The sequence below is a fragment of the Pseudomonas phytophila genome, from assembly GCF_025643095.1.
GTDB classification, from domain to species: domain Bacteria; phylum Pseudomonadota; class Gammaproteobacteria; order Pseudomonadales; family Pseudomonadaceae; genus Aquipseudomonas; species Aquipseudomonas quasicaspiana.
The window spans coordinates 274,018-293,284 of record NZ_CP081201.1 but is presented as its reverse complement, the minus strand read 5'-3'; the positions used below and the strand labels follow the sequence as shown (position 1 = coordinate 293,284).

Below are 19,267 nucleotides of genomic sequence, written 5' to 3'. Positions count from 1 at the left end.
GTTCCAACTCATCTATCGCTGCATACCCCAGCGCTTGACGGTCAGGCGCTCGACGTTGGCGAACAGCAGGTTTTCCACCAGCAGGCCGATCATGATGACGGCAGCCAGGCCAGCAAAAACTTTGTCGGTGTACAGCTCGTTGCGGTTCTGGAAGATGTACCAGCCCAGGCCGCCTTTGCCGGACGATGCGCCGAAGACCAGTTCGGCCGCGATCAGGGTCCGCCAGGCAAACGCCCAGCCGATTTTCAGGCCCGCCAGAATCGACGGCAGCGCAGCCGGAATCAGGATGTGCCAGACAAAGCGCAAGCCCTTGAGGCCATAGTTGCGACCGGCCATGCGCTGGGTTTCCGAAACACCCAGAAAGCCGGCATAAGTATTGAGCGCCAGCGCCCACAGCACCGAGTGCACCAGCACAAAAATCAGGCTGTTCTGACCCAGGCCAAACCACAGCAGCGCCAGTGGCAGCAGCGCAATAGCAGGCAATGGGTTGAACATCGCGGTCAGGGTGCCGAGCAGGTCGCGACCCAGCTGGGTAGATACCGCCAGCGTAGTCAGGGCAAAGGCCAGGACGATACCGATCAGGTAGCCCTGGATCAGCACGGTCAGGGAAATCCAGACCTTGCTGATCAGTTCGCCAGAAAGAATTCCTTCGTAAAAAGCAGCAGCGGTCTGCAGGAAGCTGGGCAGCAACAGGTCGTTGTTCTGAATCCGCGCGGCGACTTCCCAAAGGATGGCCAGCACGATCAGGATCACAGTTTTACGCACCCAGCTCACTTGCCAGATGCGTTGCACCAACGGGATGTCACGGGCCAGGTCTTCCTGTGTGAAAGGCTCCAGCGTGACTTCGTATTCTTCACGGATTGGGGGGGACAGGCTCATGGGTGTGTTCTCTTGGTATCTGCTGGCCCTGTTCTCCTGTGGGAGCTGTGCTTGCCCGCGATAAGGTCCACGCGATCTAAAATAAACCGCATCCAGCCTTATCGCGGGCAAGCCCGGCTCCCACAGGGAACAGCGCCAGCAAGCAGAAGTTAATAAGCGATCCGGATGTCCTGGAAGTTCAGCTCGCGGTCGACCGCCTGCTCTTCGCCTTCATCGAACAGCAGCCGGTGAATACGCTGGGCGGTGTGCTGGAAACCAACGCCGCCGAGGCTCTTCAGGTCATATTGATGGCTGTTGATTTCAGCGCGAACGCGGCCCGGATGCGGCGACAGCAAAAGGATGCGGTTGCCCACAACCAGTGCTTCTTCAATGGAGTGCGTGACGAACAGCAGGGTGAAGCGCACTTCTTCCCACAGCTCCAGCAGCTCTTCCTGCATCTTGCGACGGGTCAAAGCGTCAAGAGCAGCGAACGGCTCATCCATGAGCAGGATTTTCGGTTGCATCGCCAAGGCGCGGGCAATCGCCACACGGGCTTTCATGCCACCCGACAAGGTGTGCGGATAAGCATCTGCGAACGCGCTCAAACCGACTTTCGCCAGGTAGTAATGCGCGCGCTCCAGTGCTTCCTTGCGCTTCAACGTGCGAGAGGCCAGCAGCGGGAAAATCACGTTTTCGATGACGGTTTTCCAGGGCGGCAGTTGGTCGAACTCCTGGAACACCACGATCCGGTCCGGGCCCGGCTCATGCACTTCAGTACCCGCCAGACGAATCTGCCCTTCGCTGGGTTTGATGAAACCGGCCACAGCCTTGAGCAAGGTTGATTTGCCGCATCCCGAAGGGCCGAGCAATACGAAGCGATCCGCCGGATCCACTTCAAAGCTGACTTGATGAGTCGCCCGCACCACACGCTCGGGCGTGCGGTATTCGAGGCTTACATTCTGGACTTGCAGCAGGGCTTCAGCAGCGGGCTGATCGACCTGTTGCGCAAGCGAATTTGCGCTAGCCGTGTGGCTTTGCAGAACAGTCATTAAAAGCTCCCGGTATTAGAACGGCGCATCGCCCTGGATGGTCGTGCGATGCAGGCGGCGACGCAGATGGTCAGGCGTGCCGCCCGCCAGGTGGATCAGCGAGCGGTTGTCCCAGAAGACCATGTCGTTGGGTGCCCACTTGTGGCGATAAACCCCTTCTGGCCGAACGCTGTGCGCGTACAGTTCGTTGAGAATCTGCTGACTCTCGTCTTCCGGCAGACCGACGATATGCGTGGTGAAGCCTTCGCTGACAAACAATGCTTTGCGACCGTTTTCAGGGTGTGTGCGCACGATCGGATGGCTGACCACAACGACTTGCGCCAGTTGCTCGGGAGTCAGGGTTGGCCGCCAGTTTTGAGCGTTGTGCCCGTCGCGGTAGCGCGAGGTGTAGCTGTGCACGGCAGAGCGGCCTTCAACAGCTTTGCGCAAATGCTCAGGCAAGGTGTCCCAGGCCAGGTGCATGTTGGCGAACAAGGTGTCGCCACCTTCGCTTGGCAGTTCTTGCGCGTAGAGCATCGAGCCGAGGCTTGGCAGCTCCTTGTAGGAAAGATCGGAGTGCCAATACTTGCCCGCGTCGCCCAGGCCCAGCGGCTGACCGTTTTCCACAATGTTGGAAACGATGAGGATTTCCGGGTGGTTGGCGAGCAGGAACTGTTTGAGCACGTGGATCTGCAACACGCCAAAACGGCGGCTGAAGTCGATCTGCTGTTGCGGGGTGATCTGCTGATCGCGGAACACCACGACGTGGTAATCCAGATGCGCGCGATGTACGCGAGCGAAGTCGGCGTCATTCAGCGGTCGGGACAGGTCGAGCCCGAGGATCTCTGCGCCCACGTTAGCGGCGAACGGACGCACTTCAAACTGTTGAGATGCAGCTTGAACGGGTGATGACGCGAGAGACGCTGACGACATGGCTCGGACTCCAGAAGACTGGTGGTAATGAGCCACGACTTTATAGGTATAAGAATCGAAATTTAAATATCGTTATTGCATATGGATAGTCCGGATTGAGCTAGGGGTATTTGAGACGCAGGGTTTGGCGCCAATCCCTGTGGGAGCGAGGCTTGCCCGCGATAAGGCTGAACGCGGTAGACCTGATATCTGCGGTGCCTTTATCGCGGGCAAGCCTCGCTCCCACAGGGATTTGTGCCGGCGCGATAACCCACGCACAAAAACGCCGACGCTGTTACCAGCGTCGGCGTTGGGTATTTCGTGTTCAGCTTGGCAATCAGAACGCTGGCAGTACCGCGCCTTCGTACTTCTTGTTGATGAAGTCTTTTACTTTCTGGCTGGTCAGGGCCTTGGACAGTTTCTCGATAGCGTCGGTGTGAGCGTTATCGGAACGGGTCACCAGGAAGTTCACGTAAGGCGAATCAGCGCCTTCGATGATCAACGCGTCTTTTTTCGGGTTCAGCTTCGCTTCCAGCGCGTAGTTGGTGTTGATCAGCGCCAGATCAACCTGGCCCAGTGCGCGTGGCAGTACGGCCGATTCCAGCTCGCGGAACTTGAGCTTCTTCGGGTTGGTGGCGATGTCTTTCGGAGTCGCCAGTGCGTCGGTCGGGTTTTTCAGTGTGATCAGGCCATTTTTCTGCAACAGCAGCAGGGCACGACCGGCGTTGCTGCCTTCGTTAGGGATGGCGACGGTTGCGCCTTCTGGCAGGTCAGCGATGTTCTTGTACTTGTTGGAGTAGCCACCGAACGGTTCAACGTGTACGCCAACACCGGTCACCAGCGTTGCGCCTTTGCCTTTGTTGAAGCCATCCAGGTAAGGCTTGGTCTGGAAGTAGTTGGCGTCCAGACGCTTTTCATTGAGTTGTACGTTTGGCTGCACGTAGTCGGTGAACACCTTGATTTCCAGATCCACGCCTTCTTTAGCGAGGTCAGGCTTGATCAGTTCGAGAATTTCCGCGTGAGGAACCGGCGTAGCGCCGACCACCAGTTTCTCGGCTGCTTGAGCCACGCTTACCGAAAATACGGCCGCCAGAGCGGTCAACAGCAATGTCTTTTTCATGCAATGTCCTTAGAGAAAATCGAGGTCGGTCTGTACGACAGCTCTTCAATGAGTTGCCCCCGACTGCTGGCGCGGTCGGGGGCGTGGAGCGGACATTACCGATATTTTTTATTCCAATACAATACTTTTTTTCTAACTGCTTATGCTTTTTTTGAAGAACAGACGCCCAACAATCGAAACTCATGGCGCTATTCAGAACTCACGTATTGCCACCATGCGATCTTGATCCGCAGTGAGGAAGTCGCCTGGCTTGATATTGACTTGCCTCACCCCTGGCGCGCCTTGCTCCGGATCGCCGCGTAAGAATGAGTCAATGGTCGAAACACTCTCACCTTGCCCACTGGCTACTGCGGGTTTGTCACTCCCGCTGGTCAGGTCACCAATCAAGTCGACAGCTTCAGATGAGTAATCGACGATTTCCACGTAGCCGGAAAGCTTTGTAGCCATAAGAAAGCGATTTTGTAGCGCGACCGTATTCCTCGCACCTTTCCCCAGTTTTGCGGTCCCGGTAAAACTTTGCATAGCCTTGCCGTTACTGACTTTGATCGCCCCTTGCCGGGCCGCAGCAGCCGCACCGGCCCCTTTGTTGATGAAGCGCGCCGCCGCTTGACTGCCTCGCTTGGCCGCCACCTTCGCCGCAGAGGTGCCCGATAGAGACGCCAACCCAAGGCCAAGGCCCACGTATCCTAAAATGTCCCCGGCCTTGGAATCAGGAGCCGCCAACGACACCACCTCACCTGCAATCTGGATAATGTCAGCAGTAATGCTAAGCGCCGCGAGGAATATAACCGGCCCGGTCAACGGCGCACTGGCGCCGAGGGTGACCGCAGTAAGAGCGATGGCGGCGACAGATATGGCGATGCCTAACAGGGCTTTAAAAAACTTCTTGAAAGAGAAATGTCCGGTCGGGTCAGTCATGTTGACCGGATCACCCACACAATAGGCATAAGGGTTTATGCCCCCTGAATCAAATGGGCTCATCGTGTCGGGGCTATGAAAACGCATCAGCACCGGGTTGTAAGCCCGATAACCATTGCCCAGCAAATAGCAACCGGTCACCGGGTCGGGTTGCTCGCCGTTAAAGCCCAGCAAGCTTTGCAGCCCGCCTTCGATGGCACTGCCGCCATAAGGGGTGTAGACACTGCGCTGTATCTGATTGCCCGTGACCGACTGCAAAACGCTGCCCTGCTGATCGCAGCCCAACAGGCTGTTGACCACCGTGCTACCTGAGTGGGTCGACTGAGCCAAAACATGGCCACCCGACTCCATCAGGCTATGCTGCTTTGCGCCCTGCAATTGCGTGGCGATTCGGCCATCCCGATAAACTCGCGTACTGGCGGGAGCGCCCGCTGGCTCTACGCCAATCAAGCGATCCAGAGCGTCGTAGCGATAACTGATCAACTGATTCATGCTTGTGCCTCCGAGACCGATTCCAGACGGCCCAGGCCGTCATAGCTCAGGCTACGACCGCGCTCATCATTGAGCTGGTTACCGTCTCGGTCGTAAGAAAATTTCGCCTGTTGCCCGGCATAGTCCGGATGGCTATGGCGAACGCGGCTTAATTGGGTTTTGTCGAAGTTTTCATATTCATAAGTAGCGACGTTCTCGCCACCTGTGAACACGGTTTTCAACTGGCGGACGTTATCCAGTTCGTCGAACAAGTAGTCCTGTACAAGAATCTCTTTGCCCGCCGCATCCACCGGTAAATGCAGGCCGGTGCACTCGTAGTGTTCCAGACGACCGCGAGAGTCATAGGCAAATTGCTCATCACGCAGCACGGTGCTTCCGCGCTGCAAGATGCGTCTGATGAGCTTGTCTTTATTGTCGAATTGTTGGGACAGTTCTTCCGGCTGACTGGAGTCAACCGTCAGCACCCGACGCACCTCACGGCCGAAGTCGTCGTATTCAAGCTGCGTGACAAGTGTGCGTTTACTTTGGCTGTCGACCGTTTCGATTTTGCTGACACGCCCGAATGAGTCATAGCTGTAGTCCGCTGTGACAGCCCCCCTTACGACCTTGGCAATCCGACACAGCGCATCATAGTGGGTGATCTGTTTAGCCCCCGCGGCATCTACATATTCCAGTGGCAAGCCTTTAAGAGAGGTGCGATGCGTGGCATCCAGTGTGCCCTGAGCTTCAGTTATCTGGTCGTTTTGCAGCTTGCCGGACGGCAGGTAAATGCGCTGCTGATGGTTGCCCGGGCAGGAGGCCTGAATCAATTTCGCGTGAGCATTGTCGTAGCGGAAGCTGGCGGCGAGATTGCTGTCACCGGCAACGCTGCGCTCAGTCATCTGATTATTCAGTGACGGGTCATATTGATAGGAAATGACTTTACCGCTGGCTTTGACGTGGGTAGCCGGGTTTGGCTGAGCACCCACGTACGTGAAGATTTCAGTGCGTCCACCGACCGTGATGCTGGTCACTCGTAACAGGCCGTCGTAGGTACGCTCACCTGCCAGATATTCATTGACCCAGATATGGGTCGCCAGGTCTTCCGTACTACGTTGCAAGAATGCTCTTTTGATCCGTGTGCCGTCGGGCAATTGCGTGATGACCAGGCGGTCAGCAAAGTCGTACACGAACCTGGTCGTACGTCCTTGAGGATCGATTTGCTGAACACATCGCCCCAGGCCATCGTAGATATACTCCGTGGCGCCACATGAAACACCTTTGCGATCAAAGCGTTCGACCGTGTCGTTTTTACCAAACAAATTTTTGCTGATGACCGTTTTACCAGCCTGATCAATACCCTGAGTCTGGACGAGCGTGACTGGATCGAGTCGATCGTGACTGATGACTCCATCCGGGCCGATGGTCGAGACGCGATTACCCCAATCGTCATAGGTGTAACGGGTCTTCAATTGAACAGCTTCGCCGTCGAGCCAGTCAGTGCTGGTTTCTTCAGCCAACTGGCCAAGTCCATCGTAGTTGGCGCTGTAAACGGCACGCATGGGTTGACCGACAGCGTCGACGTCCTGAACCTCAACGGCAATTTTTCGATTCAACCCGTCAAGCCGTGTCAGCGTTTGAGCACCGTTGGGAGCTGTGGTGAGGGTGGATACCTCGTCAGCCAACGTGTTTGCCAACTGGTAGCTGTGCGTTCTGGAAACCTGGCCGGGGGTTTCAGGTGCCAGCATTTCAGAGGTTTTGCGCCCTAACCGGTCATAGATCGTATCCAGGGCAACGCCCATCTGTTCGACTACTTTTACTTCTGCCCCGGTCAAAACGTTTTGCCAAACGGATTGGGTGCTGACAGTGCGATCCTTGGCCATCAAGGTAGTTTGCGTACACAGAGTGCCGCCCTTTAACTCATAGCGATATTCCGTAATCGTACTGCTGCCTTCAACCGTCTCGATCCTGCGCTTGACGCGACCCAGGAATTTGCTTTTGGGGTCGGCTTCGTAGTGTCGGGCGATGGTCACCAGTGGCGTTACTTGACCGCCCTGGAATAAAGACTCTTGCTCCAGTGTCAAAAAGCTTCCCCGCTCGGGGCTGGCTGATGGGAGTTCGGTGTAGCGGTATTGCGTGACAAGCGTGGGAGCGGGGGCACAATCAGGTGCGGGTATCAGGGTTTTGGACTTGAGCCAGCGCTCTCTTGCGAACGTATCTGCCGGGCATCCGTCGGATGCCCCTACAGGGTAATACTTGAAAACCTCTGTAATCCCGGATGGCGACTCTTTTCTGCGGATGTTGCCCATTTCATCGTAGTCAGTCAGCGTGGTTTCCTTGCGGATGACATCGGGTTTAGCAGTATCAAACCAGGACACCTCAACCTTTGCGGGCAATTGGAAATTTCCGGGTTGATTCTCAAAGCTCTCACCTGTCCTTGCGTGATATTCGGTAAGGGTGCGCACGGTTTTGCCGTTTTGATTGACCGTCTCCTCAACCTGCAAATGAAAGCGGTTGTAGACACGCTTGGTTCTGCGCACAACACGCGCAGCGGATCCGACCCCCAACATCAGGTGTTCGTTAACCTCGTACTCGTAATTACCCGGCGCCCGATAAAGGTTATCGCCGTCATTTCGCCAAGGAGCGCTGGACCCATTACCCAGATAATTACGGCTGGAGTAACTATAGTTTCTGGTTATCACGGGCTGGTTAGAGCGGGGATAAGTGACGTGAGAAGCTACCGCAGGTAAAGTCCTGACCGGGGCTCCGGCAGGCAACCGAAACTCCATAGCCCTATAAGTAATTTGCTCAGCGCCCCCAGTGGGCAACTCGAGCCTGCTGATTAGCCGCAGGCCACCAACAGGTTGATAAGTGAAACGCCATGACGCTGCTTTATCATTTTCCAGCGGCAGGGTGATTTTGGTAAGCTCGTTATTCTGAATCTGAAGAGTAAACACCAACTTGTCCGTTGGGCTGTCAGGCCATAGGGAGATACTGGAGACTCTCGATGAACCGTCAAGCACATCGACAGTTAATAACGTCTGGCTTTCATCTCGAATCTCACGCAGCATCCGCCGGCCGCCGACGACACGGTATGAGAAATTTAAAACCCGACCTTCCGGAGAATAGAGTTTAGAAACAATCCACTCATCCCAGTTAAGCGCCGGGTTAGACAATATCTCTACGACGCCTGATTTGTGCTCGATAATCAATTCATCACCGACACGACTGGTTTTCAAGTCTTGAACTTTTTTGTCAGCGATGACGAATTGGCCTGGTGCTGTATTGGCAAGATAGGTTGCGCCGTTAAACACATTCAGTTGCCGTGTGGTACGGCTATATCGGGTAAAGGGCATCGACCATCCTGTACCAAAGCCCAGGTTAGCGTTGCTGAGCCCATTGAAAGAAATGGACACCGGAAGTGAGGGACCGCTTAATGAATTGGCCAGTAAGTTAGACAACGACAAATTGCAACTGTACGTGCCTGTTCTGGGGTCAACTCCAGCACTGATAAAGCTTAGAAAATTATACGCATTAGAATACACGTGAGGCCTACCTTATAATTATTGCCTATCGATTAACAAAACATGCGGCGCGCCCAGTTCACGGGGCGCGCCTAAAACTCAATACAGTTCTAAACGACCATCCACACGCTCTGGGTTTACAATACGAAACCGAAGAACATGAGAGTTACCATACATATCGATGGCGGTGATCGTCGCATTCTTTACTTTTCCAGGAGAAAGCCAGCGATCCCTAAATGTAATCAATGCAGGCTGGCCTCTGACGGGTGTTATACCGGTAACAGATGCCGGTGCACCCGGCGGACGCGGAGAGGGATATATAATCGAGTTGATCCCAGGCCCCATGTAGCCCGAGACCATGCCCACGCGGGTTACGGTGCTGCTACCTGCATGATATCCAACGCCAACGGGTGAGACACTGATGCTTCTAAATTCGATGTTCACACCATTATCATTAAGCACGAGAGGGATATAATCCAGCTTCCCCCACTGCCCCAACTCCATCGTATGAACAACCTCGAACCTGTACTTATCCACGGTGTAAGTCGTTGGACGAAGCGGCGTGATAGTCATATCGCCCTCGATAAGCCCCCGCGAATCAAACTGCTCACCATCGTCGCGATTAACGGTAAGGCTCACGGTTAACGGTTCTTGGCGAACAGTACGAACGAACAGATCTACATAATATGTATATCTATCCTTTACCGAGGCCTCTTCATTCGCCAGCTGTTGCGAGGAGGTAGGAACATAGTCGTAACCGTAGGGATTGACATGAGACCAATCCCAGCCGTGTTGCGAGCTAACCGGCCTGGGCAGGCCTGGTAATGGAATTTGATAATGTATCGCCGCCCCGCCATGATGATTGACTAACTTGATGGAGTCTAACTCTGTCTGAGTCAAAGCAACCGGTTTCAGATTTACGTCAAGGGCTTTGATAGCGACTCGTAACTTTACAGCCTGGAGACCGTTCCAAAACAAACGCCCTCCACCAGCTGCGCTGACGACCTTAAATGTTTCCAATGAAACCCATCTTTCAGTCATGAGAACTCCTTGTAGACCCTATAAAGGGAACTTCTTGAATTTATAATCAACACCAACGACTCCAGCGTTAAAGCTAACAACATCAACTGGAGTCCGGCACGAGAAAAGAGCAACTAGACAGCTCTTCAACACCAGACTGATTTAAATAATTTTTAGTGTCTAGCGTACGAAATAGAAAGTAATAAACAGCACCTCCAAAGCGGCAATTACTGCAACTTCAATGGCTATATAACAACCCTGGACCGGGAATAAAGCGCCACACAATGTAGGACCCATCCATTACTAGTGACAGACAACTCATAATCGATTTTTCGCCCACAAAAAAAACGCCGCACCCTTGCCAAGGGTGCAGCGCTGAAAAAACGGGGGTTGTGGGTTAGCGAGTGAGTTCGTTCAACCGGGAATCAACCGTTTCGAGCACCCGTCGCAGTGCAAAGAGTTGCTCAACCTTTGCGTCAAGGAGAAGCTTTCCTACAAGCTGCTCCACTTGCACAAGCGGGTCGACGCTGGCAGGCAGGTTCAGGTGCTCCGGCAAGATTTCGTCGCCACTGCTGACCAGCAGCGCAAAGTGGATGACGTTCTCCAGCTCACGGGTGTTACCTGACCAGTGATGGGCTTCCAGTACTTGCTGCGCTGCGTCGCTGATCAGCGGCACGGCCAGATTCAGGCGCTGGCTATAGATGCCGAGGAAATACTCGGCCAGTGGCAGAATGTTGCCCGGCTGCTCGCGCAAAGGCGGCAGTTCCAGGTGGCCTTCGCTGAGGTAGTGAAAAAGCCGCTCGTGGAATTTGCCAGCAGCAACGGCCTGAGCCAGATCGATGCTGGTGGCGGCGACCAGCCGCACGTCTACCGGGCTGGGTTGTTGCGCACCGACGCGGGTGACTTCGTGATTTTCCAGAGCGGCCAGCAGCTTGATCTGGATTGGTAACGGCAGGTCACCTATCTCATCCAGATAGAGCGTGCCGCCATTGGCTGAACCAAACCACCCTGCGCGGCTGCTGGCCGAACCACTGTGGGCACCGGCGGCATAGCCAAACAGTTCGGCGTCGGCATAGGTCGGGCTGATCGCGCCGCAGTTGACCGAGACGAACAAACCCGTGCGGTCGCTGCCGCGATGTATGTGCCGCGCCAGCAGTTCTTTACCGGTGCCGGACTCGCCACGAATCAGCACTGGCAAAGCGCGAGGTGCCAGTTGCTCCATTTCTTCACGTAGTTGGCGCGAACGCGGATCAATGAACACCAACGCCTTGGCGCGAATGCTAAGCGGGCTTTTTTCGGCATCGGGGAAGGTCAACAACGGCTGACCGAAGGTTTCGTTAAGGCTCATGGCAGACTCCCGCCCGAGCCTTGCGACGGCTCAAGCGTTAAAAAACAAAGTGGATCGGTGAGGCAAGCGCGATACGTCTCGCGCTGCGTAAGCTCATGCGCGACGCCGTGCGTGTTGTTCCATTCGGCTCTGCAGGCGGTACAGGTAAGCGAAGCCTTGTTCCCAGCGGCGATGTCCTGACTTGGTATTGATATGCCCGGCCTGGCTGAGAATGCCGGTTTCGGCGCCCCAATCGCGCGCCATCTCAAGGGCGCGCTGAGTGCTGACCGCCGCGTCGTTATCCGATGTAACGATCTGAGTCGGGAATGGCAGCAGGTCCTTCGGGATTGGCGCGAAGTTACGCAACGCAGGCGAGCAGGCAGGCCGCTCGACGTCAGCAGGCGCGACCAGCAAAGCGCCCTGCACCTGACGCAGCGACTCCAGCGGAGCCAGTCGCGCCCAATGCGCAACGGTGATGCACCCTAGGCTGTGAGCAATCAGAATCACGGGCGTACTGTCGGCTGCGATACTGCGTTGCAACTCGCCCACCCAGTCTTCGCGACGCGGCTTGAGCCAATCGGCTTGTTCAACGCGCGTGCTGTTTGGCAGGCTGTTCTGCCAATGGGTTTGCCAATGCTCATCGCCTGACCCTTGCCAGCCTGGCACGATCAAATAGCGGATCGACTCGTTATGCATGGGGTCAGCCTCCTGCAGGGGTGCATTCATTGAGCGCAGTATAAGGAGGCGACATATATTCGTTAAGGAATAAGAAGCTATCAACCAATAACCAAAAAGAATATGCAAAGCAAAAAAAAGGGATTGTCCCCTGCCTAAGGAACAACCCCGATAAAAACTGCTGTATGCGTGCCCGCCATCAGTGGGCACGGTTGAAGGTACTCAAGATTTGTTACAGATAGACGACGTTAACAGTCCGATCCCATGAATGCTTGCGTGAAAGACGCGCTCCCACAGGCTGGCCTTTATCTCAAATTGATAATGAATCCGTGGGACCGAATTCATTCGGGAAGGCAGTATTTCTAGAGATACATAAGCTGAGGATGTACCGGCCTCTTCGCGAATGAATTCGCTCCCACCTGGATCAGCTCGCAGTGCAAACACAGGATCTGCCACAGGACCGCGTTCCAGTCAGATAATCAGGAGTGCCTCACCGCAAATCAAAGGCCTCATCGTCCAGCAACGCCAGTTGATAGCCGTCATCGCCCACCGCGTGAATCAGCTTGGGCAGGTAGCGTTCGTCGATTTTGGAGCGCAGGCGCTGGAGGGCGACGGTAACCGGACGAGGATCGTCATCATAAATCTCTGCCGCGATTTGCTTGCGGGTAAGGACTTCGCCCTGGCGGCTCGCAAGTAGCTGCAACAAGGCAAACTCCCTCTCCCCCATGGAAATCCGCTGGCCGCCGCGGCTGACACGCTGCAAGGTCATGTCTATTTCCAGATCAGCAATGCTGATGCTCGCCGCGTCGCCTGTCGGGCCACGACGCAGCAACTTGTGCACGCGGGCCAGCAAGTCTTCGTAACTGAAGGGCTTGAGCAGGTAGTCATCAACGCCAAGCTCCAGACCGCGCAGACGGTCTTCGATGGCATCCGGAGCGGTCAGGAACAACACCGGCGTTTCGCCGCGCTGACGGATCAGTTGCAACAGTTGCCAGCCATTGAGGCCGGGCAGCATGACGTCGAGAATGATCAGGTCGTAGTGTTGCTCTTCAACGAAATGGCGACCGTCCAGGCCGTTGAGCGCCACGTCCAGGGTAAAACCCGACTCGGCAAAGCCTTCGGCCAGCTCGTTCGCCGTGCTGGCATCGTATTCCACTAACAGCAGCCGCATGCATCACCTCGATTGTTCAGGCCTTCAGCATAACGATTTGGCGCGCAGGGCGTTGGCCGCTTTACGTAATTTGACCACATCGAAGATTTCCACCTGCTCGTCCACCAGACGCAGGATCTTGCGTTGATGCAGGTCCTGCAATACTTCAAGCAGCTCTTGTGGCGAGAGGTCCGCGGTGCGCTGCGCATCAATTTCGGCAAAGCTCATCAAACGTCGCGCATGACTGAGGTGACCATAACCTTCAGCCAGCATCAACAAACGCCAAGCCACGCGAGCCTTGGCGGGCAGCAATTTGATGCGCTCCGGGCGCAGCAGGTTGATGCCCATTTTCTGGCTGAGCAGGTCGGCGAAAGGGCGCCAGTGAGCAGGGTTTTTCTCCAGCAGTTCGTTGACCACCGGCTGTGAAACGTGAAGAAAGATGCTCTGTTCCATGGAGTAGACATCAAATCGACGAGGCATGCCGTCGAACAACGAGACTTCACCGAACCAGTAAGGCATGCGGATGCGCTCAAGACGCGGCACCAGACGTTGATCGGCAGCACCGCCGAAGCGAACAGAACCTTCTACCAGCGCATACAGCCCACAAGGCTCGTCCCCTTTTTCGAACAGGAATTTACCCGGTGTCTTGCGGGTCTGGCGAGCAGCGTCCAACAAGCTATCCTGCAAGGCGGCAGGCAGATGACTGAACCAAGGGTCGTTCATTAATCGCGAGCGCCATCCAGCTCCATTTGTCATGTATTGCTCCCTGTTACTGCTGATCACATCGCGTTAAAAACGAAACCGTAGCAGAATCGTTTATCGCTCAAAGAGGAATAATAATGAAAACCCTCACCGACCACCTCAGTCAATACGCGGCCTACCACCGCGACTCGCGGAATATCGCGACACACTTTGTAGGAATTCCACTGATCGTCGTTGCCGTCACGGTGCTGCTGTCTCGCCCGGGCTGGATAATGGGCGGTTTTTGGCTCTCCCCGGCAGCCGTGGTCGCGGTAGCCTCGGTGATCTTCTATTTACGCCTTGACCGGCAGTTCGGCGTGTTGATGGGCGTGCTGCTGGGCCTTTGCCTGTGGGCAGGCGCCGTCCTCGCGCAACAGGCGACCATGGTCTGGCTCAGCTCCGGAGTGGCTTTGTTTGTGGTGGGCTGGATCATTCAGTTCGTCGGCCATTATTACGAAGGCCGCAAACCGGCATTTATCGATGACATCAGCGGGCTGATTATCGGGCCGTTGTTTGTAGTGGCGGAGCTGGCCTTTCTAATGGGGCTGCGCAAGCCATTGCAGCATGCGATTGAAGAAAGATCAGGGCCCGTGCGCAAGCGGGATTTGAAGCCGGTGGTGTGAAGGCAAATCCAATCCGACGACATCGCGCCAATCGGTGAATTGCATAGAACCTGTGGGAGCGAGGCTTGCCCGCGATGAGATCAACTCGGTCTCAAATACCGTACCGACCTTATCGCGGGCAAGCCTCGCTCCCACATAAATGTTTCGGCAGGCTTTAAATATTCGCAACCTTCTGCCAGACCTTCGGCTTGAAGAACAGCGTTTCGCCCCGCGCCAGGCCGGTGTCGCTGAATTGGCGTTTCTAATGAGGCTGCGCAAGCCATTGCAGAAAGATCAGGGCCTGTGCACAAGCGGGATTTGAAGCCGGTGGTGTGAAGGCAAATCCAATCCGACGGCATCGCGCCAATCGGTGGAATTGCATAGAACTTGTGGGAGCGAGGCTTGCCCGCGATAAGATCAACTCGGTCTCAAATACTGTACCGACCTTATCGCGGGCAAGCCTCGCTCCCACATAAATGTTTCGGCAGGCTTTAAATATTTGCAGTGGTCAACTTTTTCCGGACACCTCAATCGGTGATTGTCAGGCTGCTTGCCGCTCATATTGATTGGGCGGCACATAGCCCAGTTTCGAGTGCAATCGCCCCTCGTTGTAGAACCGCACGATGTAGTCCGTGATGTCCTTTATCGCTTCGGCGTGGTTGGCGTAATCCCTCCTCCAGGTACGCTCCATTTTCAGGTTCAAAAAGAAGCGCTCCATAACCGCGTTGTCCCAGCAGTTACCCTTGCGGCTCATACTGCAACGCATTCCATTGCGGGTCAGCAGCGCCTGATAAGCCGCTCCTGCGTACTGACTGCCTCGATCCGAGTGGACGATCAAACCTGGCTCAGGTTGGCGTTGAGCGATAGCCAATTGCATGGCGCTGATTACCAGCTCGGCTCGCATATGAGGGGCCATGGCCCAGCCCACGATCTTGCGCGAGAAAAGGTCCATGACCACTGCCAGGTACACCCAGCCGCCGCGTGTGCGGATATAAGTAATGTCTGCAACCCAGGATTGATTGATCGCCGCAGGGTTGAACTGGCGATTTAGAAGGTTTTCAGCCACCGGCAAGTTGTGATTGCTGTTGGTTGTGTGAACAAACTTACGCTTCCAGACCGGGCGCAGACCTTGTTGTTTCATAAGGCTGCGCACCTTGAAGCGACCAATCGACAGGCCTTCTTTACGCAATGCGCTCACCACACGACGACTACCATAGCAACGCTCCGACGCTTCAAAGGCTGCCTTGATCCTGGCCGCTGCCGGACAGGCGGGCTTGGGTTTCAAACGACGCTGTTGGGCCTCATAAAGACCGGAGCGACTGATCCGCAGTACCCGACAGAGACGAGCCACCGGGTAGGCCTTACGTTGTAATTGGTGAACCAGTTGATGGATCACTTCAATTCGCGGGCAAAGAAGGCCGTAGCTTTTTTTAGGATGTCATTATCCATTTTCAGCTCACGAATCTGCTGCTCCAGTTGGCGAATACGCTGTTGCTCGCTGGTCAACGGGTTGCCAATTCCCGGGCCACCTAACAGCTCGGCCTTGTATTGCTCAACCCAGCGACGCACTGCCGTATCGCTCAGGTTCATATCAAGGCAGACAGAGTTCACACTCTGGCCTTGATCGACGATGAGCTTGCAAACATCAAGCTTGAAAGCGGCATCGAATTTTCTGTATTTCTTGGTCATGGTGACTCCTCAATGGATATAGTTTCCCCTATTGAGGTGTCCGGGGTCATTAGACCAGCGCAATTCGCAACCTTCTGCCAGACCTTCGGCTTGAAGAACAGCGTTTCGCCCCGCGCCAGGCCGGTGTCGCTGAATTGGCGTTTCTAATGAGGCTGCGCAAGCCATTGCAGAAAGATCAGGGCCGGTGCGCAAGCGGGATTTGAAGCCGGTGGTGTGAAGGCAAATCCAATCCGACGGCATCGCGCCAATCGGTGAATTGCATAGAACCTGTGGGAGCGAGGCTTGCCCGCGATAAGATCAACTCGGTCTCAAATACCGTACCGACCTTATCGCGGGCAAGCCTCGCTCCCACATAAATGTTTCGGCAGGCTTTAAATATTCGCAACCTTCTGCCAGACCTTCGGCTTGAAGAACAGCGTTTCGCCCCGCGCCAGGCCGGTCAGGCTGTCGTGGTCTTTCACCACTTCGGCTTCGATCAGTTCGCTCTGGCCTTCGACCTTCAGGGTGATCCGGGTGGTCGCGCCCAGTGGACGGATGTCGCGCACTTCAGCCGCATGGTGGTCCTCAAGCTCCGAACGTGACAGCGACACTTCATGCGGACGGAACAGCACCTGCTCTTCGCCTACATGCAGGCGGTTGGAGTCGCCCAGGAAGTGGTAAACGAAATCGCTGGCCGGGTTTTCGTACACCTCGCCCGGCGAACCGATCTGCTCGATCACCCCTTTATTCATGACCACGATGCGATCAGCCACTTCCATGGCTTCTTCCTGGTCGTGTGTCACGAAAACCGAGGTCAGGTTGATGTCTTCGTGCAGACGCGCCAACCATCGACGCAGCTCTTTACGCACCTTGGCATCCAGCGCACCAAACGGCTCATCCAGCAGCAGCACTTTAGGCTCTACCGCCAGTGCGCGGGCCAGGGCGATACGCTGACGCTGTCCACCGGACAACTGCTCCGGATAGCGATCAGCCAGCCAGTCCAGCTGGACCATATTCAGCAGTTCATGAACCTTGACCGCGATCTGGCTTTCATTCGGGCGCTGATTCTTGGGTTTCATGCGCAGACCAAATGCAACGTTGTCGAACACGGTCATGTGACGGAACAGCGCGTAGTGCTGGAACACAAAACCGACGTTGCGATCACGTACATCATGGCCGGACACGTCTTCACCGTGGAACACGATACTGCCGTCATCGGGTGTTTCCAGACCGGCAATAATCCGCAGCAAGGTGGTCTTGCCGCAACCGGACGGGCCTAGCAACGCCACCAGCTCGCCACTCTGGATATCCAGATTGATGCTGCTCAGGGCTTTGAAGGCGTTGAAGTTCTTGCTGACATTACGGACTTCGATTGACATGAATTATTCCTCCGCCGCACTTTGGCGCAGACGGTTAATGCGCGCTTCGCTCCACTGCTTGAGCAGCAGGATAAACAGCGCAAGGATCAGCAACAGGCTCGCCACGGCAAAGGCTGCAACGTGGTTGTACTCGTTGTAGAGAATTTCGACGTGAAGCGGCAGGGTATTGGTGACGCCGCGAATGTGCCCGGAGACCACAGACACCGCCCCGAACTCACCCATGGCCCGGGCGGTACAGAGCACCACGCCGTAAATCAGGCCCCATTTGATATTCGGCACGGTCACGTACCAGAACATTTGCCAGCCATTGGCGCCGAGCAAACGTGCCGCCTCTTCTTCCTGAGTGCCCTGCTCCTGCATCAGCGGGATCAGCTCACGGGCCACGAACGGCACGGTGACGAAGATGGTCGCCAGAATAATGCCCGGCAAGGCGAACACGATCTGGATGTCATGATCCTGCAGCCACGGGCCGAAGAAACCTTGAGCACCGAACATCAATACGTAGACCAGACCGGCGATGACCGGCGAGACCGAGAACGGCAGGTCGATCAACGTCACAAGGATGCTTTTACCCCGGAACGAGTATTTGCTCACACACCAGGCAGCGCTGACGCCGAAAACCAGATTGAGCGGGACCGATATGACCACCGCGATCACGGTCAGCTTGAGGGCCGACAGCGCGTCGGGTTCAAGGATCGCCGTGAAAAACGCGCCGAGGCCGTTTTTCAAACCCTGGGATACCACGATAAACAGCGGCAAGCCCAGGAACAGTAGAAACACCAACCAGCACAGGATGATCAGAATCCGGCGCGACACCGCGCTGCCACGGCGGGCAGCGTTGGCGGAGGCGGCGGCTGAAACAGATGAATGGGACATGTTCTGCGCCTCCTCAGGATGGGGTTTCGATACGCCGCTGCAGCAAGTTGATCAGCAGCAACAGAACGAAGGAAACCACCAGCATCATCACGCCGATCGCTGTCGCGCCGGTGTAATCGTACTGGTCGAGCTTGACCATGATCAGCAGCGGCAGGATCTCGGTTTTCATCGGCATGTTGCCCGCAATGAAAATCACCGAACCGTACTCGCCGACGCCCCGGGCAAACGCCAACGCGAAACCGGTCAGCCAGGCAGGCAACAAGGCCGGAACGAGAATATGACGGAACACTTGCAGCGGACGCGCGCCAAGACAGGCGGCAGCCTCTTCGACTTCACGGGGAATATCGGCCAGCACCGGCTGCACCGTACGCACCACAAAGGGCAACGTAACGAAGGTCAGCGCAAGGGTTATACCCAGCGGCGTGTAGGCGATCTTGAAGCCGAGATCTGCTGCGAACTGCCCGACCAGACCGTTAGGTGCGTAAAGCGCGGTCAAGGCGATACCGGCAACAGCGGTGGGCAAGGCGAATGGCAGGTCGATCATTGCATCAATGATCTTGCGGCCCGGGAAGGTGTAACGCACCAACACCCAGGCCAGCAGAACACCGATCACGCCATTGATGACTGCGGCATAGAACGCTGCGCTGAAGCTCAGTTTCAGAGCAGCCAGCACGCGTGGTGCGGTGATGATTGCCCAGAATTGATCCCAGGTCAGCTGCGCGGCATGGATGAACATGGCCGCCAGCGGAATTAGCACAATCAGACTGAGGTACACCACGGTGTAACCCAGCGTCAGCCCGAAGCCGGGTATGACGGGAGAAATGCGACGTGACATAGAAGTCCTTGGTTAACACACGGAACCCGCAAACGAGTGCGGGTCCTATAGTTCAGCAGTCAGCGAATAGCTGCTGCAGGAGCGCCCTTGCCCGCGAAAAATCTGACACCACCAAAAATGTGTCTGATTGGATGGCCCCATCGCGGGCAAGCGCGCTCCTACA

At 55.7% G+C, this 19,267-nt stretch carries 16 protein-coding genes; 1 reads left to right on the top strand and 15 read right to left on the bottom strand.

Features of this window, described 5'->3' with window-relative positions:
- Positions 1 to 12: 12 nt before the first annotated feature.
- From K3169_RS01340 to K3169_RS01290, 11 genes are all read right to left on the bottom strand, one after another.
- Positions 13 to 879 (bottom strand): ABC transporter permease, encoded by an 867-nt coding sequence (locus K3169_RS01340; protein WP_027898471.1) that lies wholly within the window; start codon positions 877 to 879, stop codon positions 13 to 15.
- 149 nt (positions 880 to 1,028) lie between these two features.
- A complete protein-coding gene (locus K3169_RS01335) occupies positions 1,029 to 1,907 on the bottom strand; it encodes an ABC transporter ATP-binding protein (RefSeq protein WP_027898470.1) in 879 nt (292 codons plus the stop codon).
- A gap of 15 nt (positions 1,908 to 1,922) precedes the next feature.
- On the bottom strand, positions 1,923 to 2,819 hold the full coding sequence (locus K3169_RS01330) for a TauD/TfdA dioxygenase family protein (protein ID WP_122705931.1): 897 nt from the start codon (positions 2,817 to 2,819) through the stop codon (positions 1,923 to 1,925).
- Between the two features lie 316 nt (positions 2,820 to 3,135).
- Positions 3,136 to 3,918 carry a MetQ/NlpA family ABC transporter substrate-binding protein gene (locus tag K3169_RS01325; protein ID WP_231676515.1) on the bottom strand — a complete coding sequence of 261 codons (783 nt, stop codon included), beginning with the start codon at positions 3,916 to 3,918 and terminating at the stop codon, positions 3,136 to 3,138.
- 192 nt (positions 3,919 to 4,110) lie between these two features.
- Positions 4,111 to 5,328, bottom strand: a complete 1,218-nt coding sequence (locus tag K3169_RS01320) for an RHS repeat-associated core domain-containing protein (protein WP_263269650.1) — start codon at positions 5,326 to 5,328, stop codon at positions 4,111 to 4,113.
- On the bottom strand, positions 5,325 to 8,663 hold the full coding sequence (locus K3169_RS01315; RefSeq protein ID WP_263269648.1) for a hypothetical protein: 3,339 nt from the start codon (positions 8,661 to 8,663) through the stop codon (positions 5,325 to 5,327). The genes K3169_RS01320 and K3169_RS01315 overlap by 4 nt, the downstream gene beginning before the upstream one ends.
- Positions 8,664 to 8,930: 267 nt before the next feature.
- On the bottom strand, positions 8,931 to 9,872 hold the full coding sequence (locus K3169_RS01310; protein ID WP_263269646.1) for a hypothetical protein: 942 nt from the start codon (positions 9,870 to 9,872) through the stop codon (positions 8,931 to 8,933).
- Between the two features lie 376 nt (positions 9,873 to 10,248).
- Positions 10,249 to 11,199, bottom strand: a complete 951-nt coding sequence (locus tag K3169_RS01305) for a sigma 54-interacting transcriptional regulator (RefSeq protein WP_231676526.1) — start codon at positions 11,197 to 11,199, stop codon at positions 10,249 to 10,251.
- A gap of 93 nt (positions 11,200 to 11,292) precedes the next feature.
- Positions 11,293 to 11,874, bottom strand: a complete 582-nt coding sequence (locus K3169_RS01300) for an alpha/beta hydrolase (RefSeq protein WP_027901115.1) — start codon at positions 11,872 to 11,874, stop codon at positions 11,293 to 11,295.
- Between the two features lie 469 nt (positions 11,875 to 12,343).
- Positions 12,344 to 13,024, bottom strand: a complete 681-nt coding sequence (locus K3169_RS01295; protein WP_231676528.1) for a response regulator — start codon at positions 13,022 to 13,024, stop codon at positions 12,344 to 12,346.
- A 24-nt stretch (positions 13,025 to 13,048) separates the two neighbouring features.
- On the bottom strand, positions 13,049 to 13,759 hold the full coding sequence (locus K3169_RS01290) for a Crp/Fnr family transcriptional regulator (protein WP_263269642.1): 711 nt from the start codon (positions 13,757 to 13,759) through the stop codon (positions 13,049 to 13,051).
- 83 nt (positions 13,760 to 13,842) lie between these two features.
- Here K3169_RS01290 and K3169_RS01285 point away from each other — a divergent pair, with 83 nt between their 5' ends.
- Positions 13,843 to 14,367, top strand: a complete 525-nt coding sequence (locus K3169_RS01285; RefSeq protein ID WP_027901112.1) for a DUF962 domain-containing protein — start codon at positions 13,843 to 13,845, stop codon at positions 14,365 to 14,367.
- A 520-nt stretch (positions 14,368 to 14,887) separates the two neighbouring features.
- On the opposite strand, the gene K3169_RS01280 is transcribed toward K3169_RS01285, so the two are convergent.
- The 4 genes from K3169_RS01280 to cysT all read right to left on the bottom strand — a co-directional run bounded on the left by K3169_RS01280 (position 14,888) and on the right by cysT (position 19,104).
- Positions 14,888 to 16,035 (bottom strand): IS3 family transposase gene (locus tag K3169_RS01280; protein ID WP_263269641.1). Its coding sequence is split into 2 segments (ribosomal slippage): positions 14,888 to 15,780 and positions 15,780 to 16,035, totalling 1,149 coding nucleotides; the frame shifts between segments, so codons are not numbered across the junction.
- A 371-nt stretch (positions 16,036 to 16,406) separates the two neighbouring features.
- Positions 16,407 to 17,393, bottom strand: coding sequence for a sulfate/molybdate ABC transporter ATP-binding protein (locus tag K3169_RS01275; protein ID WP_099269885.1), 987 nt, complete (start codon positions 17,391 to 17,393; stop codon positions 16,407 to 16,409).
- Positions 17,394 to 17,396: 3 nt separating this feature from the next.
- The gene (cysW, locus tag K3169_RS01270) at positions 17,397 to 18,269 is read right to left on the bottom strand and encodes a sulfate ABC transporter permease subunit CysW (RefSeq protein ID WP_027898479.1); all 873 of its coding nucleotides are present in this window, start codon (positions 18,267 to 18,269) and stop codon (positions 17,397 to 17,399) included.
- Positions 18,270 to 18,282: 13 nt separating this feature from the next.
- Positions 18,283 to 19,104, bottom strand: a complete 822-nt coding sequence (gene cysT / locus K3169_RS01265; protein WP_027898478.1) for a sulfate ABC transporter permease subunit CysT — start codon at positions 19,102 to 19,104, stop codon at positions 18,283 to 18,285.
- Between the last annotated feature and the right edge of the window lie 163 nt (positions 19,105 to 19,267).